A 25,444-nucleotide genomic window follows, 5' to 3' on the forward strand; every position below is an offset into this window, starting at 1 on the left:
CTTTTTTGCGGACGGCTGAGAGAAGAAGCGTCGCCCCGGATCAAGTCCGGGGCGACGGTGAGGTTAGCGTGGCGTGAGGGTTACGGCGGTAGCATCGGGGGAAAGCGCGATCGTCGTGAAGCCGCCTTCCGGCTTACCTTTGTCGATCACGTAAGGCGCGCCGCCTGCGGGTGCCTCGACGGACAAATGCGCGAACGGCGTCGTCGCGGTTGCCGGGTCGAGCGTCAGTTCGATGCGGCGCGTCGCGGCGAGCCAGCGCGCCTTCGCGATCGTGCCTGCCGCCAGCGTGATCCATTGTCCGGCGGGGGCGATGAAGAGCCGGGTGCGCGCGCCGTCGTGGGGCACGATTTCGACCGCAGCGCCATCCTCGCGTACCGTGCCGCCGAAGCCGAGCCAGCCGAAGGTCGCGTCCTTCACCAGATAGGTCGCGGCGGCATAGGCATGGCCGAAATAGCCCATGCCATAATCGCCGGTGTACGCATCCCAGCGCATCATGTCCGGTTCGGAGTGGAACGCCGCCGAGGCGAAGCCCTCGCGGTCGACATTGGTGATCCCGCCCATGAACCCGCCGTAGGCGACGCGCAGCAGGTGGAGGTCGGCGGGATCGCGGCGATAGGCGTCGAACAGCGGGACCGCGTTGAGCGCCGAGCCATAATGGTGGATCTGGCGCTCGATCCGCTTGACCTTGCCGCCGTACAGGAAGTCCCAATAACGGCGCGCGTTGCCGTTATAGCCCCAGTGCGGGATCGTCGGGTCATAACCCAGGATCACCTCGCGCGTGACCGCCGCTTCCTTCGGATGGTTGAAATAGCGCATCCACGCATAGACTTCGGGCTGTCCGGTCGAATCCCACGCCATCTCGCTGCCGAACGGAAAGGCGAGCGTGCGCCAGTGGTCGGCGCGCGCCTTCATCAATCCCTCGACCTCCTGCGCCTGCGTGGTCAGTCCCTCGCGCTTCAGGTCGGTGAGGATCTCGAGGAAGATCTCGCCCTCCATCTGTCCGAATTGCGCATAATGCGGCGCGTCGCGCATCATCGCGACGGTCGTACGGTAGGCATGGTCGAGGTAGAAGCGCCAGTCGTGGCGCGTGACCAGCCCGGCGTGGTGGCGTGCCAGCCGGTAGAGCACCCAATGGCCGATCGCGACATGCGGATAATTGTACGAACGGCCGAGATCGTCGGCCTGTTTCCTGTCCCACGACGCCCAGGTCGACCAGTCGATGCCCTTGTCATAATAGGAACCGAACGCCTTGGGATCGTGGTAGAACAGGCTCTTCTTCACCCCGCCGTCCGGGGACTGCAGCTTGGGGAGCACGGTTTCGTCGACCATCCGCTCCAGCTTGGCGACTTCGTCGGCGTCGGGGTGGTCGAGTTGCTTCATCGTCGCCGCGACCCATGCGCCGCCGCCGCCCTCATCGCTCATCCCCGCGATCCACACGCGCTGGTCCTGCGTGACGATGCGGTTCGCCTCGCGGTCGTAGGTGAGGATCGCGGGCGCGCGCCTGAACGGGTCGCCGGCGTCGTCGAACCATTGCTTCGTGGTGCTGAAGCGGCCGAGATCGGCGGCGACATGCGCGAGCGGCTTCGTCACGTAGTAATGGACGCTCTGCACGCTGCCATCGGCATAGGTGAGCGCGACGCGCGCGCGGCCCCAGCCGGTGCCGGTGACGCGCCAGCGGCTCCAGCCCGGCGGCCCCGGCACCTTCGTCAGCGTCAGCGCGTCGGCGGGGGTGACGGTGATGTCGCGCACGCCCTGCGCGGCGCGGACGAACAGGTCGGCAGGGCTGTCGGTGGGGACGACATAGCCGGGGATGCCGACCGCGACCGGGCGGCGTTCGGCCTGCAGGGTCGTCTCGATCGCGCGGATCGACGGCGCGGCGACAAACCGCACGCCGAACGTGCGCCGTTCGCCCGGCGCGAGCGTGAAGCCGGTCGCGGGATTCCACGGCTGCCCCTTGTCGGCCATCGCGCTGCTCGCGACCATCCAGTCGTAGAAGCCCTCGAACGTCTGTTGGCGCGGGGTGCGATCGGTGAAGATGTCGCCGGCGGCGCGCCTGGCGTCGTGGAGGATGCGATATTGTTCGAGGGGGGTGCGGCCATCGGGCAGGACGAGCAGCGCCGGCCCCTTGCCGTTGAGGCGCGTGACCTGAAGATAGCCGGCATCGTTGCCGATATAGGGGTCGACGAAGCTCGCCTGTACATGTGCCTGTTCGAGCGAGCGGTCGGTGATGATGTTGTCGAACACCATCGGCATGCCGAGCGCGCCGACCTCGACCGGCGTGGTGCCGCGGTTGGCGAGCGTGAAGCGCAGCACCGGCGCGCCCTTGTCGCGCAGCCACGTGCGCTCGATGGTCAGCGGGAAACCTTCGCCCATGGTCGCGGTGATGTCGGCGCGTGCGATGACATTGCCGATGGCAGCGAGCGCATGGACGGGCACGCGGTGCTGCGCCGAGGAGAAGTCGCGCCATGTGCCATCCGTGCCGCGTACGCGCAGGTGGAGGTCGCCGATCTGGTTGAAGCCATCGCCGCTGCGGGTCGCGGCGCGGCCGCTCGGTACGAAGTCGAACCCCGGCTGCGCGCGTGGCGACAGCGTGCGCAACGTCTGGCTCGACGGATCGAGCGTCAGCGTCAGGGCGCCGCTCGCGTCGCCGGTTTTCCGCGCCGGTGCCGCGTGGAGCAGCGCGCCGCTCGCCAGCGTAGCGCCCGCGAGATAGAATGCCAGCCGTCGCATCGCTCACCCTCTTTTTTGTCGCGGTTCGATTGACTTCGTACCAGCGAGACGTATCGTATACAATATTCCGGGGAGATGGAAATGATTGTTGGCCGTCGCGCGTTCCTGATGTCCTCGGCAACGCTGCCGATGCTCGCCGTACCCGCGGCGGCGCAGGCGGGGGCGGGGTTGCCCGCCACGGCCAAGGCGTTTCCGCTTTCCGCAGTGCGGTTGCGGCCATCGGACTATGCGCGCGCGGTCGAGGTCAACCGCGCCTATCTGCTGCGGTTATCACCGGATCGGCTGCTGCACAATTATCATGAATTTGCCGGGCTTGCGCCGAAAGCCGCCGTCTATGGCGGGTGGGAGAGCGATACGATCGCGGGCCACACGCTCGGCCATTATCTGTCGGCGCTCGCATTGATGCACGCGCAGACCGGCTGCACCGAATGCGTCGAGCGCGCCAACTACATCCTCGGTGAACTGGCGCGCTGTCAGGCGGCGCACGGCGACGGCTATGTCGCGGGCTTCTCGCGCAAGCGCAAGGACGGCACGGTCGTCAACGGCAAGGAGATCTTCCCGGAGATCATGCGTGGCGACATCCGTTCGGCCGGGTTCGATCTCAACGGCTGCTGGGTGCCTTATTACAATTGGCACAAGCTCTACACCGGGTTGTTCGACGTCATCGATCATATCGGCCCCAACGAACAGGCGATGGCGATCGCCGTGGCGCTGGGCGGCTATATCGAGCGCGTGTTCGCCAGCCTGAACGACGAGCAGGTGCAGGTGATGCTGGCGTGCGAATATGGCGGGCTGAACGAGAGTTTCGCCGAACTGCACGCACGTACCGGCGATGCGCGCTGGCTGCGGCTGGCCGAGCGCATCTACGACAGGCGCAATCTCGATCCGCTGACGCAGAAGCGCGACCAGCTCGCGAACTTCCATGCCAATACGCAGGTGCCCAAGCTGATCGGGCTGGCGCGGCTGCACGAGATCACCGGTAAGCCCGAGCAGGCGACCGCGGCGCGCTTCTTCTGGGAGCAGGTGACGCGGCACCATAGCTATGTCATCGGCGGCAACGCCGACCGCGAATATTTCAGCGGTGCGGACACGATCGCGCAGCATATCACCGACCAGACGTGCGAGAGCTGCAACACCTACAACATGCTCAAGCTGACGCGGCATCTGTTCGCGTGGCAGCCGGACGGTGCGTTGTTCGACTTCTACGAGCGCGCGCATCTGAACCACATCATGGCGCATCAGGAGCCGGTTAACGGCGGCTTCACCTATATGATGCCGTTGATGTCGGGGACGAAGCGCGAGTATTCGGCGCGCGACGGCGAGGAATTCTGGTGCTGCGTCGGCACCGGGATGGAGAGTCACTCCAAGCACGGCGAGAGCATTTTCTGGACGGGCGACGACACGCTGCTCGTCAACCTCTACATCCCCGCCGACGCGACGTGGAAGGAACGCGACGCGACGCTGGGGCTGGATGCCGTCTATCCGTTCGAGGGCGATGCGACGCTGACCTTCACGCGGCTCGGCAAGCCGGGGCGCTTCCCGGTCGCGCTGCGCGTGCCGGGCTGGGCGAAGGGGCATGAGGTGCTGGTCAACGGCAAACCGGCCGACGCGACGCGGGCGGGCGGCTATGCGATCGTGACGCGGCGCTGGAAGGCGGGGGATGCGGTGACGATCCGGTTGCCGCTCGACCTGCGGCTGGAGCCGACGCCGGGCGACGAACAGACGATCGCGGTGCTGCGCGGGCCGCTGGTGCTCGCCGCCGATCTGGGGCGCGCCGATGGCGAATGGGACCAGCCCGAGCCGGCGATGGTCGGGCAGGATCTGCTCGCCGCGTTCCGCCCCGTCGACGAGGAGAGCGCGCAATATGCCACCACCGGGCTGATCCGGCCCGCCGACCTGACGTTCGTGCCCTTTTATCGCCAGTACGACCGGCGCAGCGCGGTGTATTTCAAGCGGTTCACCGATGCGCAGTGGAAGGTGGAGGAAGCCGCCTTCCTCGCCGAACAGGCGCGACAGAAGGATCTGGCGGCGCGGTCGGTTGACATCATGCACCTGGGCGAGATGCAGCCGGAGCGCGACCATAATCTGGCCTCGGAAATCTCGTACCCGCTCGCGTATCGCGGGCGGAACGGGCGCGACGCGCGGACCGGCGGGTTCTTCGAATTCGCGATGGCGGTGAAGCCCGGGCCGCTGGTGCTGCAAGCGACCTATTGGGGCGACGAGCGCAAGCGGACCTTCGACATTCTGGTCGACAACCAGCGCATCGCCACGCAGACGCTGGACGCGGACAAGCCGGGCGCGTTCTTCGACGTCGATTATCCGGTGCCCGAGGCGCTGACCAAGGGCAAGACGAAGGTAAGGGTGCGCTTCGTGCCGCATGACAAGAACAGCGCCGGACCGGTGTTCGGCGTGCGGCTGTTCACCGGAAAGCCGGCGGTGCGCGCATGAGCGAGGCGCAGGTCCGGATGACGCTGGACGGGGTGCGCGACTATGCGCGCGCCACGCTGACGCGCGTCGGGCTGGCACCGGCGCATGTGGAGGCGGTGGCGGAGACGATCGTCGCAGGCGAGCGGGATGGGTGCGGAGCGCATGGCCTGTACCGGCTTCTGGTCGCGGCGCATTCGGTGGCGACCGGGGTGGTGGTGCCCGACGCCGTGCCGGTGCTGGAACAGCGCGAGACCGGGGTGGTGCGCGTCGATGGCAAGGGCGGGTTCGCGCAACTGGCGTTCGAAACCGGGCGCGACGCGCTGGTCGCGGCGGCGCGCGCGAACGGCATCGCAGCGCTGGCGCTCAACAATGTCGTGCATTTCGCGGCATTGTGGCCGGAGATCGAGGCGCTGGCGGAGGAAGGGCTGGTCGTGCTGGCGGTGACGCCCAACCACGCCTGGGTCGCGCCGGCCGGGGGCACGCAGCCGGTGTTCGGGACCAATCCGATCGCGTTCGGCTGGCCGCGACCGGGCAAAGCGCCGTTCGTGTTCGACTTCGCGACCAGCGCGGTGGCGCGAGGCGAGATCGAGTTGCACCGCCGCGCAAGCAAGCCGGTGCCGGTCGATTGGGGTCATGCGCCCGACGGCAGCGACACGACCGACGCCGCCGCGGTGCTGGCGGGGGCGATGCGGACGTTCGGCGGGCACAAGGGGTCGGCGCTGGCGCTGATGGTCGAGTTGCTCGCCGGGCCGCTGATCGGCGACCTGACCAGTGCGGAATCGATCGCCTGGGATGCCGGGCGCAAGGGCTCGCCATTGGGCGGCGAGTTAATCCTCGCGCTCGATCCAGCCGGGTTCCTCGGCGCGGCGGCGGCGGAGCATCTGGCGCGCGCCGAGACGGTGTTCGCCGCGATCGAGGGACAGGGCGCGCGGGTTTCGGGGGCACGGCGGCACGCGCTGCGCCCGATCAGCGCGCGCGACGGTGTGCTCGTCTCGCGCCAGTTGCTGGACGATATCGACGACGTGACGAAGGAGAAGGCATGACGATCACGCTTGCGCTGACGCTGTTGATGGCGGCGCCCGCCGCGGTTCAGGCCGCCGCTCCTCCCGCGGCGGAGGCGGCGGTGCCCGCGAGCGACGCGGCGTTCCGTAAGCTGTCCGACGAGGAATATGCGTGGCGGCGGACGCTGAACGGTCCCGACGAGGATGCGCCTGCCAGCCAGAATGCGACATTGCCCGACGTCGGCCCGGCGGCGCAGGCGGCGATGACGAAGCGCTGGACCGACACGATGGCGGCGCTCGACCGGATCGATCCGGCCAAGCTCTCGCCGCAGGCGCGCGACGACTATACCGTGTATCGCGGGCAGATCAGCGCCTTGCTCGCCGAGCAGCAATATCGCGAGTTCGAGAAGCCGCTGAACGCCGACACCAGTTTCTGGATGAGCATCGGCGGCATGGCGCGCGAGACGTATCGCGACGAGGCGGCGCTGCGGCGTTACCTGTCGCAGCTGGGCAGCCTGCCGCGCTATTACGACCAGCAGATCGTCAACATGCGCGCCGGGCTGAAGCGCGGCTTCACCCCGCCGAAGGTGACGTTGGACGGACGGGACAAGGGCGTGGCGGAGATCGTTGCGGCGGGAGCGGGGGAGGGCTCGCCGTTCTACGCACCGTTCAGGACGCTGCCCGCGACGATCCCCGCCGACAAGCAGGCGGCGCTTCGTGCCGAGGCGAAGCGCGTGATCGCCACGGCGGTGGTGCCAGCGCACCAGAAGCTGCTGGCGTTCCTGCGCGACGATTATATCCCGAACGCGCGCGTTTCGCTGGCGGCCTATGACATGCCCGACGGCCGCGCTTATTATCAGTCCAAGATCCGCGAGTTCGTGACGCGCGACCTGACGCCCGAGCAGATCCACGCGATCGGGCTGGCGGAGGTCGCCAAGATCCGTGCGCGGATGCAGGACGTGATGGCGCAGGTGAAGTGGCAGAAGGACTTGCCCGCGTTCCTCGACTATCTGCGCACCGATCCGCAATTCTATGCCAAGACGCCGCAGGACCTGCTCAATCGCGCGGCGTGGATCGCCAAGACGTTCGACGGCAAGGCCGGCACCTATTTCGGACGGCTGCCGCGGATGCGGTTCGCGATCAAGCCGGTCGCACCCGACATCGCGCCTTTCTATACCAGCGGGCGCGGCGGGCCGGGGATCTATCTGGTCAATACCTACGACCTTCCCTCGCGCGGACTGTATTCGCTGCCGGCGCTGACGCTGCATGAGAGCGCGCCGGGGCACGCCTTCCAGATGCCGTTCGCGATGGAGCTGACCGATCTGCCGGCCTATCGCCGCGATGAATATATCTCGGCCTTCGGTGAAGGCTGGGCGCTGTATTGCGAGGCGCTGGGCGAGGACATGGGGATGTACGAAACGCCCTATGAGACGTTCGGGATGCTGTCGTACCAGATGTGGCGCGCGGCGCGGCTGGTGGTCGACACCGGCATCCATGCCAAGGGCTGGACGCGGGCGCAGGCGCAGGATTTCCTGCGCGTGAATACCGCCTTGTCGAACCATGAGATCACCACCGAGGTCGATCGCTATATCGCGTGGCCGGGGCAGGCGCTGAGCTATTACATGGGCGAGCTGGCGTTCCTCGACGCCAAGGCGAAGGCGCAGAAGGCGTTGGGCGAGAAGTTCGACATCCGCGCGTTCCACGATGCGATGCTCAGCCTCGGCTCGGTGCCGTTGCCGATGATCGACCAGCGTGTCGATCGCTTCATCGCGGAGGGGGGCAAGGGGCCGTATCCGTTGCCGTGAGGCATCGGCTTGATCCGTCATTGCGAGCGCAGCGACGCAATCCAGTGCCAAGCGCGTGACGCTCTGGATTGCTTCGCTGCGCTCGCAATGACGACGTATTTGACTGGTGCCACTTCTCCGTTGGTGTCGCGGCGAGACCCCCCCACCCCCGGCCCCTCCCCTGAAGGGGAGGGGAGAGTTTGCAATGGGTTGTGCTTGCTGTCCTTTCCGATCATCGTGCCGCCGACATAGCGGGAGAGGCATGAATGACGATCGACCGGCGAAGCTGGCTGGGCGGAGCGGCGGCGGTGGCGGCGGGACTGGGCGCGTCTCCCGTCTCTGCCGCCGCGCGTACACGGCGGCGCGGCGCGAACGACCGTGTCAATGTGGCGGTGATCGGCGCGGGCGGGATGGGCGCGTCCAACATGGCGAACCTGACCTCGCAGAACATCGTCGCGATGTGCGACGTCGATCTCGCGCATGTCGCCAAGTCGGTGGGCGATCCAAAGCGCGCCGCGCTCAAGGCCGCGTACGACAAGGCCGAGAAATACGGCGATTACCGGCGGATGCTCGACACCCGCAAGGATCTGGACGCGGCGGTGATCGCCGCGCCCGACCATCATCATGCGGTGGCGGCGAAATGGGCGATGCAGCGCGGGCTGCACGTCTATGTGCAGAAGCCGCTGACCTATACCGTGCGCGAAGGGCGGGTGCTCGCGCAGCTTGCGCGGGATAACGGCAAACTCGTCACGCAGATGGGCAATCAGGGCCATTCTGGCGACGACGGGCGGCGCGCGGTCGAGATTCTGCGCGGCGGCGCGATCGGGCGCGTCCGCGAGGTGCAGGTGTGGACCAACCGTCCGATCTGGCCGCAGGGCGTCGCGCGGCCTGACGCCGTTGCCGCACCGGCCTCGCTCGACTGGGATGCGTGGCGCGGGCCGGCGCCGGTCGATTGGGGGTACAACCCGATGTACGCGCATTTCAACTGGCGCGGCTGGGCGCCGTTCGGGACCGGCGCGTTGGGCGACATGGGCGCACATCTGGTGGACTTTCCGGTCTGGGCGCTCGAGCTGGGGCTGCCGACGCGTGTCGAGACGCGGCACAGCGTCTGGGGCAACCCGAAGAACCCCGGCGACGGCAGTTACCCGCTGGCGACCGTGACCTATTTCGACTTCGGCCACGCCAAGGGCGGGCCGATCCGCATGACGTGGTATGACGGCGGGCTGATGCCGCCGACGCCGCCGGGGATGCCGGCGGGCGCGCGGATGGATCCGGGCGGGGGCGTGCTCTACATCGGCGAGCAGGGCATGTTGATGCACGAAACCTATGGCGAGAAGCCGACGCTGATCGGCGACGGCGTCGCCGAGCGCGCGCAGGCAGTGGCGCAGACGTTGCCGCGCATCCAGGGCGGGATGGGCGGCCATGAGATGAACTGGATCCGCGCGATCCGCGGCCAGGAGGCGATCTCCAGCCCGTTCGCAACCGCGGTGCCGCTGACCGAGACGATGTTGCTGGGGGTCGTTGCGCTGAAGGCCGGGCAGCCAATCGACTATGACGGCGGCACATCCCGCGTTACCAACGTGGCGGATGCGAACCGCTATCTGGATCGGGAGTATCGAAAGGGATGGGAGCTATGAAGGGTATCGTGCTGGGCGGCGGGCTGTTGCTCATCGCATCCGCCGGGGTCGCGCAGACGCCGCAGGGCGATCCGAAAGCGACGGAGCAATGGTCGCCCGCGGTGCCGGTGGTGACGCCGGGCGCGTTCGCGGGCTGGGCCGCGCCAGCCGACGCGGTGGTGCTGTTCGACGGCAAGAACCTCGATAAATGGTCGGCGGTCAACACCGGCGGCGCGGCCGGCTGGACGGTGGCGGACGGCGCGGTGACGGTGAAGAAGGGCACCGGCAATATCCAGACCAAGCAGGCGTTCGGCAGCTATCAGCTGCATCTCGAATATCGCATCCCGGCGAACATCACCGGGGAAGGGCAGGCGCGCGGCAACAGCGGGCTGTTCCTGGCGTCAACCGGCAAGGGCGACGACGGGTACGAGATGCAGATCATGGACAGCTACAACAACCAGACCTACGTCAACGGACAGCTGGGTGCGATCTACAAGCAGACCCCGCCGCTCGCCAATCCCGCGCGAAAGCCGGGTGAATGGCAGACGGTCGACGTCACCTGGTCCGCGCCGCAGTTCGGCGCCAACGGGGCGGTGACGCGGCCGGCCTTTGTCACGGCCTACATCAATGGTGTGTTGACGCAGAACCATACCGAGGTGCGCGGCGGGACGGTCTATATCGGCCAGCCAAAATATGTCGCGCACGGACGCGCGCCGATCAAGTTGCAGGATCACGGCGATCCGAGCCAGCCGATCAGCTATCGCAATATCTGGGTGCGTGAACTGAAGGATTGAGGCGTTGCCGCCGCTCCGCTTGCTGGCGACTGGGCAACGAAGCGGGGTCCCGGATCAAGCCCGGAAGGACAGGGCGGGGCGGTGCTCCCTCGGTGCCGGGCGGCTCAGCGATGCGGAGCCTTGGAGGACGAAGCGCCACGGGACCTCGGCGGCACGGGTGATGCCGATCCGAGGCCCAACGGCGACCGGCGGTTCGGCGGTGCGATCGCGCCACGCGAACGGCGGCGCATCGAGCGGAGCGGCGTCGAGCGACAGATCGACGCCCAGCGCCTTGCACAGCCGGCCGGGGCCGGCGCACAGCAACGCCTCGGCCTGCGTCGTCGCGCGGCGCGCGCGCATTATCTCCATACCCTGCGTCGGGGCCAGCGCGCGGATCAGCACCGCCGCGCCGTCGCCACAGGTAACGTTGAGGCAGTGGTGCAGCCCGTAGACGCGATAGACGTAGGCCGCGCCCGCCGGACCGAACATCGCGGCGTTGCGCACGCCCGGTCCGGCAAAGCTGTGCGAGGCCGGGTCGTTGGCGTCATAGGCTTCGGTTTCGACGATCGTCCCGCCGACGCCATCGATCGTCAGCATCACGCCGATCAGCGCGCGCGCCACCGTCACGACGTCGCGGGCGAAGAAGGCACGGTTCATTTGATCGATATGGTGGCTCGCGACGGCGTGTGAACCGCCGCGCGGCGTTGTCGTGTGCCAAGCGAGCGGTTAGGCCTGCATGCATGTCGAATGTGTTGCGTATCGCGATGTCGGGGCTGGCGCTGTTCGCCGCCACACCGATGACCGCCGCCCCCCGTGCTCCGGTATCCGAGATCGTGGTCGACGCCGGCACCGGGCAGGTGCTGGAGGAGGACAATGCGGATCGCGAGCGGCCGCCCGCCTCGCTCGCCAAGATGATGACGCTGCTGCTGGCGTTCGAGGCACTCGATGCCGGAACGCTGAAGCCGGGGATGCTGCTGACGATGACCGCAGCGGGTGAGCGCCAGCAGCCGTCGAAGCTGGGGCTGCGGCGCGGACGGACGATCCGGGTCGACGCGGCGCTGCGTGCGGTCGCGGTGATCTCCGCCAACGACATCGCGGTGGCGATTGGCGATCGTCTGGCGGGAAGCGAGCGCGCGTTCGTCACGCGGATGAACGCGCGCGCGGTGGAGATCGGGATGACGCACACCCGCTTCGGCAACGCGACCGGCTTGGCGCCGAGCGCCGGGCGCAGCACCGCGCGCGACATGGCGACGCTGGCACGGCACCTGATCCGCGCCGAGGCGAAGCATTACGGGCTGTTCAAGACACGCTCGATCACCTGGGAGCGGCGAGTGCGTCCCAATCACAACAAGTTGCTGGGCAAGGTGGAGGGGATGGACGGACTGAAGACCGGCTATACCGTGGAGGCCGGCTTCAATCTCGCGGCGTCGGCGCGGCGCGGAAGCAAGCGGATGATCGTGGTGGTGATGGGCGCGCCGACCAGTGCCGAGCGCGATCTGCTGGTCGCCAATCTGATGGAGGCGGGCTTCACCGAGCCGCGCCTGCGCCGACCGAGGCGATGATCGGAGGCCCTTCGTCAGACCGGCGAAGGGCGATCGAACCCGGAGAGGCAGGGTTCAGGCGAGCAGCGTCGCGATCCGGTCGAGGAAGGTGGCGATCCGGTCGGGCTTCGTCACGAACACGTCGGCACCGGCATCCAGGCACGCCTGACGGTCGGTCTGGCTGTCGAGCACGGTCAGCGCCATGACCGGGATCGCCCGCGTACGCTCATCGCTTTTCAGGCTCTCGATCACGTCGAGCCCGCTGACGTTGGGCAGGCGGATATCAACGATGATCGCAGCTGGGCGAACGTCCTCGACCGTTTGCTGGACGGTGCGTTCATCGGCGAGCACATGCGGATCGTAGCCGCCGATCCTTAGCCACGATGCATACAATTTACGATGACTGGCCGTGTCTTCCACCAGCATGATGCGTTTTCGTTGCGGCACCCGTCCTCCGATGCCCGTCCGTGAAGCCTTGCGCGCCGAGCTACGCGCTAGCTGCCTGCCCCGCCAACGCGCCGCAAGCGAGAAAAAGACCAATTTCGCGGTGGATGAATCAATTCGGGTGGGTGAAGATCCGCTCGGCCTGACGGGCCAGTGCGCCAAGTTCGTAGAGATCGGGCATTCGGTCGCGCGGCTTGTGATCGATCACGCACAAGGCGCCGAGCGGGTAGCCGGCACGATCGACCAGCGGAATGCCGACATAGAAGCGGATTGCCGGCGAGCCGGAGACGAACGGGTTCGAGGCGAAGCGCGGATCATGCGCGGCGTCCGGCACGATCATCGCCTCACCGGGGCGGTGGATTGCCAGTGCGCAAAACGACAGCGCACGCGGCACTTCGTCCTCAACCGCGCCGCGCTTCGCGATCATCCACTGCCGATTGCGATCGACCACGGAGATGGCCCCGATCGGCGTTTCGGCGAGGTCGGCCGCCCGCTCGGCGATCTGTTGCAAGCGTTCATCCCAACGCTTGGCCGGAAGATCGAGCCGGTCCACCGCGGCTTGGCGCGCGGCTTCGTCGGCGATCATCATCTGGCCTCCCATGAACATTCCTCGGCAAGTCCTTGTTTGTACGACCTTCTTGCGAGTCGAGATAGGGTCAGGAAGCGAGGGTAATGTTACAATCCCGTTAACGCCACGTACATTTAGGTACAGCGACGTACGAAATTCCTGATGCAAGTTGCTTGTACTGCCTTTGATATCGCTCATTAAACGGTAAGACTTCGTCGGGTACGCCAGGCGACCGCGGAGGTTGTGTGCTACCGACATCCCTATCAACTCGAGTCGCTGCTGCCTTTGGCGCCGTTTTGGTGCTGGGGTTGGCGTTGCTCGGCGGCGGGCTGGTGCTGGGACGCGCGATCTATGCCGAGAACGTCACGCTTGGGCAGCTAACCGCATTGCTGCAACTGGAGGAGCGGCAAGACCGCTTACAGCGCCAATTGCGTCTGGGTGTCGGCGAAGTGACACGGATGGCCGAGCAGGGCGGCGCTGTACCTGAGTCGAAGTGGCGATCGGTCGGGATCGCGCTGATGAAATTTCACCGTGGCAATGCGCATCTCACGCCCCGCCTTTCCGTACCCGCCGACCTTCAGGGCCCGGTAGCGGCGCAGCGGGCGGCGGAGGCCGAATTCGCGACGCTCAGCCTGCGTCTGTTGCAGGGCGCGCGCAATGCCCCGGAGACGATCCCGAGCCAGATGCCGGCCTTCCTTGCCGCCCTGCGTACGCTGGAGACGTCGCGTTCGGCGGTGCGACGGATACTGATCGAGCGGATCGATGCCGAATTGACGCGCAGCGCCAGCGGATTGGCCTCAAACCTCAATCGCGCGCTGATCGGGGCTATCGCGGTGCTCGTGGTCGTGCTGTTGTGCATGGCCTGGTTGCGGCGAAGGGTGATCCGTCCGATCGTCGCGATCGCTGACGGTGTCCGCCGACTGAGCCGCGGCGAGGATGCCGCAGTCGACCTGCCCGGCGCCGGGCGCGGCGACGAACTGGGCGATCTGGCGCGCGGGATCGCCGCCTATCGCAGTGCGGTGGAGGAACGCCGCCGCGCCGAACAGCATATCGAATTCCTCGCGCATCACGACATGCTGACCGGGCTGCCCAACCGTGTGCTGTTCGAGGAACGGCTGGCGCAGGAACTGCTGCGCGCGCCGCGCACCGGCGAGCGGGTGGCGGTGTTCGCGATCGATCTCGACGATTTCAAATCGATCAACGATCGCTTCGGGCATGCCGGCGGCGACGAGGCGTTGCGCGCGGCGGCACAATTGCTGAGCGCTTGCGTCCGGGCCAGCGATATGGTCGCGCGGCTCGGCGGGGACGAATTCGCGATCGTGCAGGTCAGCAGCGACCAGCCCACTCATGCCGAACTGCTGGTCCAGCGGATCCTGCGTGCATGCGAGGCGACTGCGGGCGATACGGTGCCGGTGCAGATGAGCATCGGCGTCGCACTGTCCGGCGTCGAGCAGGAGGGCGAGGAGCTTTACAACCTTGCCGACATGGCGATGTATCGCGCCAAGGCGGAGGGGCGGCATACCGCGCGCTTCTTCGACGATCAGTTCAAGGAAGAAGTGCGGCTGCGCTGGCGGCTGTCGCGCGATCTGGAAGGCGCAGCGGAGCGCGGCGAACTTTACCTCGCCTTCCAGCCAATCGCCGATGCCGATACCCTGCAGGTGGTCGGGCAAGAGGCGCTGCTGCGCTGGGCGCATCCCGAATTGGGCGAGATCAAGCCGGATCAGTTCATCCCGCTGGCCGAAGCGAGTGGACGGATCGACACGATCGGACTGTGGATGGCCGATCAGGCGATGGCCGCTGCCAGCCGCTGGCCTGATCATATCACGCTGGCGCTCAATCTGTCGGCGATCCAGTTCCGGCAGCCGGCCCTTGCGCACGAGCTTCTCGCACTGGCGCGACGCCACCGGCTCGCGCCGACGCGGCTGGAGTTCGAGGTCACCGAAAGCGCGACGCTGCTCGACAAGCGTCGTCAGCCGGTGCTGACCGTCCTGCGCACGCTTCAGCATCACGGCGCGGCGATCGTCATGGACGATTTCGGTACCGGCTATTCCTCGCTCGGCAATTTGCGCGATTTCCGGTTCGACAAGCTGAAGGTCGATCGCAGTTTTGTGGCGACGATGCTGGATCATGCGCCGTCCGGTTCGATCGTGCGCAGCATCGCGGCGCTGGGTGCGAGCCTGGGTATCCCGATCGTCGCCGAGGGTGTCGAAGAGGCTGCGCAACTGGCGCGGCTACGGGAGTGGGGCATTCCGCAGGTGCAGGGTTTCCTGATCGGTCGTCCCTCGCGCGAGGCGGTCCATTGCGCCGACCCTGCCGCCAAATTGTCCGCGCGCACGATCGCGCCGCAGTGGGTCGCGCGATCCTAGCGTCATTGCCGACCTGAAAAAGCCGCTGCGGCGAATCGATGCGGCACCATGTCACCACGGTTGACGCGCTGGGGGGCGGCGCTACCCATAGCGTCCGCGCGCCGTGCTGTTGCGGCGGCCGCTTGACTCGCGCCGCGATGCGGTGTTGTTAGCGCTATCAGGCTAAGAAGGTGGAGGGGATGATGGCGCAGCTTCACGACGCGATCGCGTCGGGCTTGCCGCAGGATTGGCGTTCGGGGCGATTTCTGGGGCGTGCGATCACGCCGGCCGGTCCGATCCCGCTGTTGGTGATCGACGGCGAAGCCCTTGATATGTCGGCCGTAGCGCCGACGGTGTCGATGCTGGTCGAGGCCGGCGATTTGTCCGGCGGTGGCGGGCGTTCGCTCGGCGCGCTCGACGAGGCGGGGCTCGAACTGCTGAGTCCGGTCGACCTTCAGTGCGTCAAGGCGTGCGGCGTGACATTTGCGGTTTCGGCAATCGAACGCGTGATCGAGGAGCGTGCGCGCGGCGATTGGTCGGCGGCGGCGGAGATCCGCGGGCGGCTCGAGGCGCGCATGGGCGGGTCGATCCGCTCGGTGGTGCCCGGCACGCCCGAGGCGGCCGAGTTGAAGCGCGCACTGATCGAGGACGGACTTTGGTCGCAATATCTGGAGGTTGCGGTCGGTCCTGACGCCGAAGTCTTCACCAAGGCACCCGTTTTGGCGACGGTCGGGGCGGGGGCGGAGATTGGCATCCGGTCCGACTCGCATTGGAACAATCCGGAGCCCGAGGTGGCGTTGCTGGTGGACAGCCGCGGCGAGGCGATCGGCGCCACGCTAGGTAACGACGTGAATCTGCGTGATTTCGAGGGTCGCTCGGCGCTGCTGCTCGGCAAGGCCAAGGACAATAATGCGTCCTGCTCGCTGGGGCCGCTGGTGCGGTTGTTTGACGACGGGTTCACGATCGACGACGTGCGGCACGCCGAGGTGCGGCTGAATATCCACGGCGAGGACGGTTATGACCTCGACGGGGTCAGCAACATGGCCGAAATTAGCCGCGATCCGCTCGACCTGGTGCGCCAGACGTTGTCGGAACACCAGTATCCGGACGGCTTCGTGCTGTTCCTGGGCACATTGTTCGCACCCGTGCAGGATCGCGACGAGCCGGGCCGCGGTTTCACGCACAAGGTCGGCGACGTCGTGACGATCGAGAGCGCGAAGCTGGGGCGCCTCACCAACCGCGTCGTGACGTCGAAGGACGCCGCGCCGTGGACCGACGGGATCGGTGCGTTGTTCCGCAACCTCGCCGCACGCGGGCTGCTGGAGAACGCCAAGTGAGCGCGCGCGCGACCTATCCGTCGCTGGCGGGCAAGCGCGTCCTCATCACCGGCGGCGCGACCGGGATCGGTGCCGGGCTGGTGGAGGCATTCGCCGCGCAAGGATCGCACGTCGCGTTCGTCGATGTGGCGGAGGAAGCGGGGCAGGCGCTTGCCGAGCGGCTGGGCGCACAGACGCATTTCCAGCGCTGCGACCTGACCGATGTCGCGGCGCTGCCCGGCACGATCGGTGCGCTGGTCGAGACGCTCGGCGGGCTCGACGTGCTCGTCAACAATGCCGCCAACGACGATCGCCATACGATCGCCGAGGTCACGCCGGCCTATTGGGACGACCGGATGGCGGTAAACCTGCGCCACCTGTTCTTCGCCGCCCAGGCGGTGGTGCCGCACCTCAAGGCGGCGGGCGGCGGCGCGATCGTCAATTTCGGGTCGATCAGCTGGCACCTCGGGCTGCCCGATCTGGTGCTGTACCAGACCGCCAAGGCGGCGATCGAGGGGATGACGCGCAGCATGGCGCGCGATCTGGGCCGCGACAATATCCGCGTCACCACGATCGTCCCCGGCAACGTCCAGACCCCGCGGCAGGAGAAATGGTACACGCCGGAGGGCGAGGCGGAGATCGTCGCGGCGCAATGCCTCGACGGGCGTATCCAGCCGGCCGACGTTGCGGCGCTGGCGCTGTTCCTGGCCTCCGACGATGCGCGGATGTGCACGGGGCATGAGTATTTCGTCGACGCGGGGTGGCGCTGACCGGACAGCGCCGCCGTATCGGGGTAAGAAACCAGAACAGATAAAGGAGCGGGATGGGCATGGCGATGGTGATGATGGAGCCGGGCGGACCGGCGGATCGCGACGCGGCGATGGGGCAGGTGAACATGGGCTTCATCGCCGCGATCGTCGCGGTGGCGACGATCGGCGGCTTCATGTTCGGCTATGACTCGGGGGTCATCAACGGCACGCAGAAGGGGCTGGAAAGCGCCTTCGACCTCGGCAAGCTGGGAATCGGCGTCAATGTCGGCGCGATCCTGATCGGTTCGTCGATCGGTGCATTCGGGGCCGGGCGGCTCGCCGACCGGATCGGGCGGCGCGGTGTGATGATGGTGTCGGCGTTCCTGTTCCTGATCAGCGCGCTGGTCGCGGGCGCGGCGTCGTCGTCGGTGATCTTCATCCTCGCACGCATCGTCGGCGGGCTGGGCGTCGGCGCGGCGAGCGTCATCTCGCCGGTCTATATCTCCGAGGTGACGCCAGCGGCGATCCGCGGGCGGCTCTCCAGCTTGCAGCAGGTGATGATCATCACCGGGCTGACCGGCGCGTTCGTCGCCAACTTCGCGCTGGCGCGCTATGCGGGCGGGTCGACGGCGAGCTTCTGGTTCGGCTTCACCGCCTGGCGGTGGATGTTCTGGCTGCAGGCGATCCCGGCGCTCGTGTATCTGCTCGCGTTGCTCGTCATCCCGGAAAGCCCGCGCTATCTGGTCGCGCGCGGGCGCGAAGAAGACGCGCACAAGGTGCTGACGCGGCTGTTCGGCACCGCCGAGGCCGACCGCAAGGTGCGCGAGATCCGCGGCAGCCTGGCCGCCGATCAGCACCGCCCCAAGCTGTCCGACCTCAAGGACCGTACCAGCGGCAAGATCCGGCCAATCGTCTGGGCGGGGATCGGGCTGGCGGTGTTCCAGCAACTCGTCGGGATCAACGTCGTCTTCTATTATGGCGCGACCCTGTGGGAGGCGGTCGGCTTCTCCGAGGATTATGCGCTGCAGACCAACATCCTGTCGGGCGTGCTGTCGATCGCGGCGTGCGTGTTCACGATCTTCACCGTCGACCGGATCGGGCGCAAGCCGCTGCTGCTGATCGGATCGGCCGGCATGGCGGTGACGCTGGCGGTGGTCGCCTGGGCATTTTCGACCGCGGTCACCGATGCGGCGGGGGCGGTGAGCCTGCCGGGCAACAACGGCGTGATCGCGTTGATCGCGGCGAACCTATATGTGATCTTCTTCAACGCGAGCTGGGGCCCGGTAATGTGGGTAATGCTGGGCGAGATGTTCCCGAACCAGATCCGTGGTTCGGGGCTGGCGGTCGCCGGCTTCGCGCAGTGGATCGCGAATGCGGCGATCTCGGTGAGCTTCCCGGCGCTGGCGGTGTCGCCGGGGCTGGCGGTGACGTACACCGGCTATGCGGTGTTCGCGGCAATCTCGTTCTTCTTCGTGCGCAAGATGGTGCACGAGACGCGCGGGCGCGAGCTGGAGGACATGCAGGGGTAGAGCCTAAGTAGGCGAAGATGCATCACCCCTCCCCCTCGGGGGAGGGGACGGGGGTGGGGCTGTGTCTCACCGAGAACAGCGCCTGTGACTGCCCCACCCCAACCCCTCCCCCGAGGGGGAGGGGCTTTGACTATTCCGCCTTCGTCAGCACCGTTTCGATCTCCGCGCCCTTGGCGGCCTTCAGCGCGACGCACTGGTTGATCGCGTCGAGCGTCTGGCCGAGTTCGAGCGCGCCGCCGCCGAGCACCGACAGCTTCGGGCGGAACAGCGCCTCGACCGCGGCGGCCTTGTCCGCGCTGCAATAGCCCGCAAACGACAACGGCAGGCGCGGGCGGCTGAACGCGGGGATGGTGCCCGCGACCGCGTCGAAATCCTGCTGGAGCCGCGCGAACACCGCGTCGCGTCCGACCGGGCGATTAGGGAGCGTGCGCAGGATCGCGACGCGTTCGCTCGATTGCAGCGCCTGATCCTCGGTGAGCGCCAGCGCGCGGGTGACCGCGGCGGGCGTATCGGCCGCGCCGAGCGCGCGCACCGCCTGCTGGCGGAACAGCGGATCGGTGCTGGCGAGCAGCGCGGTGCGGAGCTGGTCCATGAACGGGACGCCGAGATCCTGCACCGCCACGACGAACGCGACCGCGCGATAGCTCGGGTCGAGCGCCTGTGCGTCGCCGCCTAGCGAGGCCTGTGCGGCGGTGGTGAGCTGCCGGCGTACCTCCGCGTCCTTGGCGACGAACGCGGCATAGGAGACGAGCGACTGGCGCAATTGGCTCTGCCCGGTTTCTTCGCCGGCGTATGCGCCGGTGGTCAGCCGGAGCGCGCCGAGGCTGCGCAGCCGTGGCAGCGACAATGCGCCGGCGAGGCGGCGCAGCCCGGCGTCGGCGGCGGGGGTGAGCCGGAAGCGCTCGACCCCGTCGATCGCCGAGGGCAGCAGCAGGGTGGCCGAGCGTTCGCGATGATCGGCGAGGATGCGCGCGCTCGCCACGACGCGCGCGAAGCTGGCGTTGCCGGCGGTGAAGTCCGCCCACAGGCTGTCGGCCGCCGCCATCGCTTCGCGTGCCGGGAGCGCGGCGGCGCCGGCCATCAGCGTCTGCCACCCGGCATCGTCGAGGCTGTAGCGCCAATAGCCCGCGCCATCGGCATTGGGGATCGCCACGCCGCTGCCCTTGAGCGCGAGCGTGCCGGTCGCGCCGGTCAGCAGCGTGCAACTGCGCGTCGTGCCCTGCCGCGCGCAGACGGGGACGTTCCATGTCTGCGGCGCGATCCCGGCGACGCCGATCGGGCGGTAGCGAGCCTGTGCGAGCCGCCAGCCGGTACCGTCCTGCCGGATGCTGATGACCGGGACGCCGGTCTGTTCGACGAAGCTGCGGAAGACGGGCACGATCCCGGCGTCGCCCGAGCCCTTGGCCATCGAAGCGAAGAAATCCTCAGCGTTCGCGTTGCCGTAGCGGAAGCGATTGAGGTGATATTGCACCCCGCGGCGGAAACGGTCGGGGCCAAGATAGCGCTCGACCATCGTCAGCACCTGACCACCCTTTTGATAGGTGATCGAGTCGAAGGCGCTGGCGATCTCGTCGTTACGCTTGATCTCCTGTCGGATCGGGCGACCGACCGATTGGCTGTCGGTGTCCATTGCCGCCAGCGCCTCGGCAAACTGACCGACTTCGGTGCCGAGGCCGGGCTGCCAGAGTTCGCCGACGCGGTTGCCGGCCCATTCGGCGAAGCTCTCGTTGAGCCAGATGTCGGTCCACCAGGTCGGCGTGACGAGGTCGCCGAACCACTGGTGCGCGAGTTCGTGCGCGACGACCATGCCGAAGTCGCGGCGCTGCGCGGCGGGCGCGTCGGGTGACAGCAGCAGCAGCGTGTCGTTGTAAGTGACCAGCCCGGCATTCTCCATCGCGCCGCTCATCACCGGCGAGGCGATCTGGTCGAGCTTCTCGAACGGATAAGGGATGCCGAAATAGTCTTCGTGGAGCGCGAGGATCTTCGGCCCTTCGCTGGCGGCGAGTTGCAGGCGCGGTGCCTGACCTTTGGTGGCGATCGCGCTGTACGGGAGTGCGGCCTTGCGCACCGCATTGGCGGGGGCGTTGCCGGGGACGACGTCGAACGCGCCGACCGCAAGCGCGACCAGATAGGTCGGGAGCGGCTTCGACGTGGCGAATGTGTGGACGGTCAGTCCGCCGCCCGCGGTGCCGTGCGCGACCTCGGGGGTATTGGCGAACACCTTCTGCGCGGTCGGCGCGGTGATCGACAGCGTGAACGGCGTCTTGAACCCAGGTTCGTCGAACGACGGGAACATGCGGCGTGCGTCGATCGGCTCGAATTGCGTCCAGGCGTACCAGTCGTCGCCGACCTTGGCGCGGTACAGTCCTTCGCCCCCGGGCATGAACGGGGCGTCATAGTCGAACGTGAGCGTGACGCGGCCGGCGGGCAACTCGCCGTCGAAGTCGAGCCGTGCGACGCCCGAGGCATCGACCTGTGTGTAGCGCGCGGCAAGCGTGCGCGTGCCGGAAGCGGCGGTGACGCGGGTGACCTTGAGATCGTTGCCGTGCAGGTAGAGCGCGCGCGTGGCGCGCGCGACCTGCGTGTCGATCTCGGTATGGCCCGTGAAGCGCGGCTGCGCGGGGTCGATGGTCAGCGCGAGGCGATAGGCGGTCGGGCGGGCGGCGTCGGACAGGCGGCCGAGCGGCACCGCCTGGGTGTTCGGCGGGGTGTTCGCCGGATTCTGGGCGGCGGCGGGCGCGGCGAACAGCAGCGCCGCGGAGGCGCGCAGCAAGGTCTTCATCAGATCGATCCTCTTTGTCTCAGGTCGTTACGGTTGCGGGCTGCTACAATTGCGTGCGCACCGCCCAGAGTTCGGGAAACAGCTCCACCTCCAGCATCCGGCGGAGATAGGATACGCCCGCCGTGCCGCCGGTGCCGCGCTTGAGGCCGATCACGCGCTCGACAGTGGTGACGTGGTTGAAGCGCCAGCGGCGGAAGTAATCCTCCAGATCGACCAGCTTTTCGGCAAGCTCGTAGAGCGGCCATTGCGCTTGCGGGTCGCGGTAGACGGTCGCCCAGGCGGCGGTCACCGCGTCGTCGGGCTGATGCGGCGTGCGCCAGTCGCGTGTCGGATCGGCGAGCAGCCCGGCGGCGTGGAGTCGGGTTAGCGCGGAGTCGTAGATGCTCGGCGCGGCGAGGATCGCCTCCAGCCGCGCGAGCGTCGCCGGGCGGTGGCGGTGCGGGCCGAGCGTCGCGGCGGTGCGGTTGCCGCACAGATATTCGATCGCGCGATACTGCCACGACTGGAAGCCCGAGGATTGGCCGAGCGCATCGCGGAAGGTGGTGTAATCGCTGGGCGTCATCGTGCGCAGCACGTCCCACGCGCCGTTGAGTTGTTCGAGGATCCGCGACACGCGCGCCAGCAGCTTGAACGCCTGTGGCAGCGCGCCCGACAGGATCGCGTCGCGCGCGCTTTCGAGTTCGTGGACCGCCAGCTTCATCCACAATTCGCTGGTCTGGTGCTGAATGATGAACAGCAGTTCGTCGTGCGCGTCGCTCAGCGGGTGCTGCGCGTCCAGCACGCGGTCGAGCGCGAGGTAATCGCCGTAGCCCATGCGGTCGGTGAAGTTCAGCTCGGCGTCGTGGTGGGTGGCGGTCATGTCACGTTCGCGCGGCGGTGGAAGTGCGGCTGGTCCCATTCGTCGGTGGCGAGGATGTCGGCGAGGATCGCGGCGGCCTGTGCAACGTCGTCCTCGGTCAGGTAGAGCGGGGTGAAGCCGAAACGCAGCACATCGGGCGCGCGGACGTCGCCGATCACGCCGCGCGCGATCAGCGCCTGCATGACCGGATAGGCGTGCGGGTGCGTGAAGCTCACCTGGCTGCCGCGCGCCTGCGGGTCGCGCGGGGAGGCGAGGGTGAGTTGCGGGCAATGCGCCTCGATGTCGCGGATGAAGCGCTCCGAGAGGCGGATCGAGGCGGTGCGCAGGTCGGCCATGTCGACGTGCTCCCAGGCGTCGAGCGCGGCGTCGAGGATCGACAGCGCGACGATCGGCGGGGTGCCGACGCGCATCCGCTCGACCCCCGGGGCGGGGCGGTAGCCGCGCTCGAACGCGAACGGCGCGTCGTGCCCGAACCAGCCGGCGAGGATCGGGTGCGCCGCATCGGCGTGTTCGGGGGCGACGTGGATGAAGGCCGGCGCGCCCGGGCCGCCGTTCAGATATTTGTAGGTGCAGCCGACCGCGAAATCGGCGCGCGCGGCGGTGAGGTCGATCGGGAGTGCGCCCGCCGAGTGCGCGAGGTCCCAGACGGTCAGCGCGCCGACGGCATGCGCGCGGGCGGTGAGCGCGGTCATGTCGTGGAGGCGGCCGGTGCGGTAATCGACCTGCGTGAGCATGACGACCGCGACATGCTCGTCGATCGCGTCGGCGACGTCCTCGGGGGCGACGACCTTTACCTCGAGCCCGCGGTTCAGCGCCTGCGTCAAAGCGTCAGCGATATAGAGGTCGGTCGGGAAATTGCCGGTGTCCGAAAGGACGATGCGGCGATCGGGGCGGAGCGCGAGCGCGGCGGCGAGCGCTTGGAAGACCTTGATCGACAGCGTGTCGCCAGTGGTGACGGTGCCGACCGGCGCGCCGATCAGCCGCGCGATCCGGTCGCCGACGCGCGCGGGCAAGGTCGTCCAGTCCGCCTCGTTCCATGCGCGGATCAGGCGATCGCCCCATTCGGCGCGGAGTACCTGCGCGGCGCGGGCCTCGGCGGCGACGGGGAGCGGGCCGAGCGAGTTGCCGTCGAGGTAGATCACGCCTTCGGGCAAGTGGAACAGTGCGCGGGTGGCGGCGAAATCGGTCATGTTCGCAGGGTAGGATCGTTACCGGCGATACGGAAGCCCTTCGTCATTGCTTCGCTGCGCTCGCAGTGGCAGGAAGAAGATCAGTCCGCCGCTACCGGGCCATGCTGCGGCTTCGGGCGGCGGCAGAGCCAGATCGGCACGATCAGCACCGCCGCCAGCCATGCCGACAGCCGGAACAGGTCGGTCGAGGACAGCAGATACGCCTGCCCGACCATCTGCCGCGTCACCGCCGCCGCGGCTTGCTGCGTCGTCATGCCCAGCTTCTGCAGATTGTCCGCCGCCATCTGCCACCCCATGCCGTTGCCGATCGCCTCCGCCAGCCGCGATTGGTGGAGCGCCTCGCGCCGGTCCCACGCGGTCGAGATCAGCGAGGCGGCGAACCCGCCGGCGACGATCCGGCCGAAGTTCGAGATGCCGGTCGCCGACGGAATCTTCTCGGGCGGAATGCCGTCGAGCAGGATCGTGAGCATCGCGAGGAAGAAGGTTGCCATCGACACGCCCTGCACCAGCAACGGCAACATCAGGTCGAAGAACGTCGCCTGCGTCGTGAAGCCCGAGCGCATCCAGTAGCTGATCGCGAAGCCGGCGAAGGCGACCGTGGCGAGGATGCGCGCGTCGATCTTGCCCGACAGCCGCGCGATCAGCGGGGTGAGGATCACCGCCACCAGCCCGCTAGGTGCGGCGACCAGCCCGGCCCAGGTGGCGGTGTAGCCCATCTGAGTCTGCAGCCAAAGCGGCAGGATCAGGATGTTGGCGAAGAACACCGCATAACCCAAGGAGAAGGCGAGATTGCCGATCCAGAAGTTGCGGCGCGCGAACAAGGTCAGGTCGACGGTCGGATTGGCGTCGGTCAGTTCCCAGATCACCCAGGCGACGAACCCGATGATCGCGACGATCGACAGCACGACGATCAGCGGATCGTTGAACCAGTCGGCGTTCTTGCCGAGATCGAGCATCACCTGCAACGACCCGACCCACAGCACCAGCAAGCCGAGCCCGACGGTGTCGATCGGCAATTGCATGGTCGGCGTCTCGCGATCGCGCAGCCGCGTCCAGCAGATGAAAGCGGTGATGATCCCGAAGGGGACGTTGATCAGGAAGATCCACGACCAGTGATAATTGTCGGAGATGTAGCCGCCGAGGATCGGCCCCATGATCGGCGCGACCAGCGTCGTCATCGACCAGATGCCGAGCGCGGTGGAGCGCTTGTCCGACGGGAAGATCGCGATCAGCAACGCCTGGCTGCCCGGCATCATCGGCCCCGACACTGCCCCCTGCATGACGCGGAACAGGATCAGCGACGGCAGGTCCCAGGCGATGCCGCACAGGAACGAGGCGAGCGTGAACAGGCCGACCGACGTGCAGAAGACACGTACCACGCCGAAGCGGCGCATCAGCCAGCCGGTGAGCGGCACCGCGACGCCGTTTGCGACCGCGAACGCAGTGACGACCCATGTCGAATTGTCGCTGGATACGCCGAGATTGCCGGCGATCGTGGGGAGCGAGACGTTGGCGATCGTCGAGTCGAGCACCATCATGAAGGTGCCGAGCGCGAGTGCCAGCGCGGTGACGCCGAGCCGCGCGCCGGTGAGCGGCGGGGGGCCGGCGGGGGGTGCGCTAGCCATGCCTCGAACCCCCGTCCGTCATTCCCGCGGAGGCGGGAATCCAGACACGCCGGGGGTGCGAGGCCCGCGCGGAATGGCGATAGGTGAATTCACCCCTCCCCTTCAGGGGAGGGGCCGGGGGGTGGGGGATACTTGCGAGGCTGATGTTCGAGGATATGCCCCACC

General features: G+C 67.7%; 18 protein-coding genes. 10 read left to right on the forward strand and 8 right to left on the reverse strand.

What is annotated here, in order from left to right:
* Positions 1–63 precede the first annotated feature (63 nt).
* Complete coding sequence (locus AADI75_RS03675) at positions 64–2,730, reverse strand: DUF5695 domain-containing protein (protein WP_341207692.1); 2,667 nt, start codon at positions 2,728–2,730, stop codon at positions 64–66.
* Positions 2,731–2,811: 81 nt separating this feature from the next.
* Between AADI75_RS03675 and AADI75_RS03680 the strand changes: the two genes are divergently transcribed.
* From AADI75_RS03680 to AADI75_RS03700, 5 genes are all read left to right on the forward strand, one after another.
* The gene (locus AADI75_RS03680) at positions 2,812–5,178 is read left to right on the forward strand and encodes a beta-L-arabinofuranosidase domain-containing protein (RefSeq protein WP_341207693.1); all 2,367 of its coding nucleotides are present in this window, start codon (positions 2,812–2,814) and stop codon (positions 5,176–5,178) included.
* Positions 5,175–6,200: an Ldh family oxidoreductase gene (locus AADI75_RS03685; RefSeq protein WP_341207694.1), complete on the forward strand. Its 1,026-nt coding sequence runs from the start codon at positions 5,175–5,177 to the stop codon at positions 6,198–6,200. The genes AADI75_RS03680 and AADI75_RS03685 overlap by 4 nt, the downstream gene beginning before the upstream one ends.
* Positions 6,197–7,963, forward strand: a complete 1,767-nt coding sequence (locus tag AADI75_RS03690) for a DUF885 family protein (RefSeq protein WP_341207695.1) — start codon at positions 6,197–6,199, stop codon at positions 7,961–7,963. The genes AADI75_RS03685 and AADI75_RS03690 overlap by 4 nt, the downstream gene beginning before the upstream one ends.
* 245 nt (positions 7,964–8,208) lie before the next feature.
* Complete coding sequence (locus tag AADI75_RS03695) at positions 8,209–9,579, forward strand: Gfo/Idh/MocA family oxidoreductase (RefSeq protein ID WP_341207696.1); 1,371 nt, start codon at positions 8,209–8,211, stop codon at positions 9,577–9,579.
* Positions 9,576–10,352 carry a DUF1080 domain-containing protein gene (locus AADI75_RS03700; protein WP_341207697.1) on the forward strand — a complete coding sequence of 259 codons (777 nt, stop codon included), beginning with the start codon at positions 9,576–9,578 and terminating at the stop codon, positions 10,350–10,352. The genes AADI75_RS03695 and AADI75_RS03700 overlap by 4 nt, the downstream gene beginning before the upstream one ends.
* Positions 10,353–10,406: 54 nt before the next feature.
* On the opposite strand, the gene AADI75_RS03705 is transcribed toward AADI75_RS03700, so the two are convergent.
* Complete coding sequence (locus AADI75_RS03705) at positions 10,407–10,988, reverse strand: DNA-3-methyladenine glycosylase (protein ID WP_341207698.1); 582 nt, start codon at positions 10,986–10,988, stop codon at positions 10,407–10,409.
* A 95-nt stretch (positions 10,989–11,083) separates the two neighbouring features.
* Here AADI75_RS03705 and AADI75_RS03710 point away from each other — a divergent pair, with 95 nt between their 5' ends.
* The gene (locus tag AADI75_RS03710; RefSeq protein WP_341207699.1) at positions 11,084–11,893 is read left to right on the forward strand and encodes a D-alanyl-D-alanine carboxypeptidase family protein; all 810 of its coding nucleotides are present in this window, start codon (positions 11,084–11,086) and stop codon (positions 11,891–11,893) included.
* A 54-nt stretch (positions 11,894–11,947) separates the two neighbouring features.
* Here the strand turns inward: AADI75_RS03710 and AADI75_RS03715 are convergent, their stop codons facing one another.
* Together AADI75_RS03715 and AADI75_RS03720 are read right to left on the reverse strand one after the other, a co-directional pair.
* Positions 11,948–12,298, reverse strand: a complete 351-nt coding sequence (locus tag AADI75_RS03715; protein ID WP_341207700.1) for a response regulator — start codon at positions 12,296–12,298, stop codon at positions 11,948–11,950.
* A 130-nt stretch (positions 12,299–12,428) separates the two neighbouring features.
* A complete protein-coding gene (locus AADI75_RS03720) occupies positions 12,429–13,082 on the reverse strand; it encodes a GAF domain-containing protein (protein WP_341207701.1) in 654 nt (217 codons plus the stop codon).
* 101 nt (positions 13,083–13,183) lie between these two features.
* Between AADI75_RS03720 and AADI75_RS03725 the strand changes: the two genes are divergently transcribed.
* The 4 genes from AADI75_RS03725 (at position 13,184) to AADI75_RS03740 (ending at position 18,823) form a co-directional block, all read left to right on the forward strand.
* A complete protein-coding gene (locus AADI75_RS03725; RefSeq protein ID WP_341207702.1) occupies positions 13,184–15,250 on the forward strand; it encodes an EAL domain-containing protein in 2,067 nt (688 codons plus the stop codon).
* Positions 15,251–15,432: 182 nt separating this feature from the next.
* Positions 15,433–16,566: a fumarylacetoacetate hydrolase family protein gene (locus AADI75_RS03730; protein WP_341207703.1), complete on the forward strand. Its 1,134-nt coding sequence runs from the start codon at positions 15,433–15,435 to the stop codon at positions 16,564–16,566.
* Positions 16,563–17,315 carry an SDR family oxidoreductase gene (locus AADI75_RS03735; protein ID WP_341207704.1) on the forward strand — a complete coding sequence of 251 codons (753 nt, stop codon included), beginning with the start codon at positions 16,563–16,565 and terminating at the stop codon, positions 17,313–17,315. The genes AADI75_RS03730 and AADI75_RS03735 overlap by 4 nt, the downstream gene beginning before the upstream one ends.
* A gap of 110 nt (positions 17,316–17,425) precedes the next feature.
* Positions 17,426–18,823 (forward strand): sugar porter family MFS transporter, encoded by a 1,398-nt coding sequence (locus tag AADI75_RS03740; protein ID WP_341207723.1) that lies wholly within the window; start codon positions 17,426–17,428, stop codon positions 18,821–18,823.
* A gap of 130 nt (positions 18,824–18,953) precedes the next feature.
* Here the strand turns inward: AADI75_RS03740 and AADI75_RS03745 are convergent, their stop codons facing one another.
* The 4 genes from AADI75_RS03745 to AADI75_RS03760 form a co-directional block, all read right to left on the reverse strand.
* Positions 18,954–21,605, reverse strand: coding sequence for a M1 family aminopeptidase (locus AADI75_RS03745; protein ID WP_341207705.1), 2,652 nt, complete (start codon positions 21,603–21,605; stop codon positions 18,954–18,956).
* 43 nt (positions 21,606–21,648) lie between these two features.
* Complete coding sequence (gene kynA, locus AADI75_RS03750; RefSeq protein ID WP_341207706.1) at positions 21,649–22,464, reverse strand: tryptophan 2,3-dioxygenase; 816 nt, start codon at positions 22,462–22,464, stop codon at positions 21,649–21,651.
* Entirely contained in the window at positions 22,461–23,654 is a 1,194-nt protein-coding gene (kynU, locus tag AADI75_RS03755; protein WP_341207707.1) for a kynureninase, read from the reverse strand. The genes kynA and kynU overlap by 4 nt, the downstream gene beginning before the upstream one ends.
* Before the next feature lie 80 nt (positions 23,655–23,734).
* Positions 23,735–25,279, reverse strand: coding sequence for a DHA2 family efflux MFS transporter permease subunit (locus tag AADI75_RS03760; RefSeq protein ID WP_341207708.1), 1,545 nt, complete (start codon positions 25,277–25,279; stop codon positions 23,735–23,737).
* Positions 25,280–25,444: the final 165 nt, after the last annotated feature.

Origin of the sequence: uncultured Sphingomonas sp., assembly GCF_964021865.1 — a bacterium.
Lineage (GTDB): Bacteria > Pseudomonadota > Alphaproteobacteria > Sphingomonadales > Sphingomonadaceae > Sphingomonas.

Excerpts from the sequence above, each read along its gene's own strand:
- AADI75_RS03675 (WP_341207692.1), bottom strand. The coding sequence starts at position 2,730 with ATGCGACGGCTGGCATTCTATCTCGCGGGCGCTACGCTGGCGAGCGGC.
- AADI75_RS03680 (WP_341207693.1), top strand. The coding sequence starts at position 2,812 with ATGATTGTTGGCCGTCGCGCGTTCCTGATGTCCTCGGCAACGCTGCCG.
- AADI75_RS03685 (WP_341207694.1), top strand. The coding sequence starts at position 5,175 with ATGAGCGAGGCGCAGGTCCGGATGACGCTGGACGGGGTGCGCGACTAT.
- AADI75_RS03690 (WP_341207695.1), top strand. The coding sequence starts at position 6,197 with ATGACGATCACGCTTGCGCTGACGCTGTTGATGGCGGCGCCCGCCGCG.
- AADI75_RS03695 (WP_341207696.1), top strand. The coding sequence starts at position 8,209 with ATGACGATCGACCGGCGAAGCTGGCTGGGCGGAGCGGCGGCGGTGGCG.
- AADI75_RS03700 (WP_341207697.1), top strand. The coding sequence starts at position 9,576 with ATGAAGGGTATCGTGCTGGGCGGCGGGCTGTTGCTCATCGCATCCGCC.
- AADI75_RS03705 (WP_341207698.1), bottom strand. The coding sequence starts at position 10,988 with ATGAACCGTGCCTTCTTCGCCCGCGACGTCGTGACGGTGGCGCGCGCG.
- AADI75_RS03715 (WP_341207700.1), bottom strand. The coding sequence starts at position 12,298 with ATGCTGGTGGAAGACACGGCCAGTCATCGTAAATTGTATGCATCGTGG.
- AADI75_RS03720 (WP_341207701.1), bottom strand. The coding sequence starts at position 13,082 with ATGAGCGATATCAAAGGCAGTACAAGCAACTTGCATCAGGAATTTCGT.
- AADI75_RS03730 (WP_341207703.1), top strand. The coding sequence starts at position 15,433 with ATGGCGCAGCTTCACGACGCGATCGCGTCGGGCTTGCCGCAGGATTGG.
- AADI75_RS03740 (WP_341207723.1), top strand. The coding sequence starts at position 17,426 with ATGGGGCAGGTGAACATGGGCTTCATCGCCGCGATCGTCGCGGTGGCG.
- AADI75_RS03745 (WP_341207705.1), bottom strand. The coding sequence starts at position 21,605 with ATGAAGACCTTGCTGCGCGCCTCCGCGGCGCTGCTGTTCGCCGCGCCC.
- kynA (WP_341207706.1), bottom strand. The coding sequence starts at position 22,464 with ATGACCGCCACCCACCACGACGCCGAGCTGAACTTCACCGACCGCATG.
- kynU (WP_341207707.1), bottom strand. The coding sequence starts at position 23,654 with ATGACCGATTTCGCCGCCACCCGCGCACTGTTCCACTTGCCCGAAGGC.
- AADI75_RS03760 (WP_341207708.1), bottom strand. The coding sequence starts at position 25,279 with ATGGCTAGCGCACCCCCCGCCGGCCCCCCGCCGCTCACCGGCGCGCGG.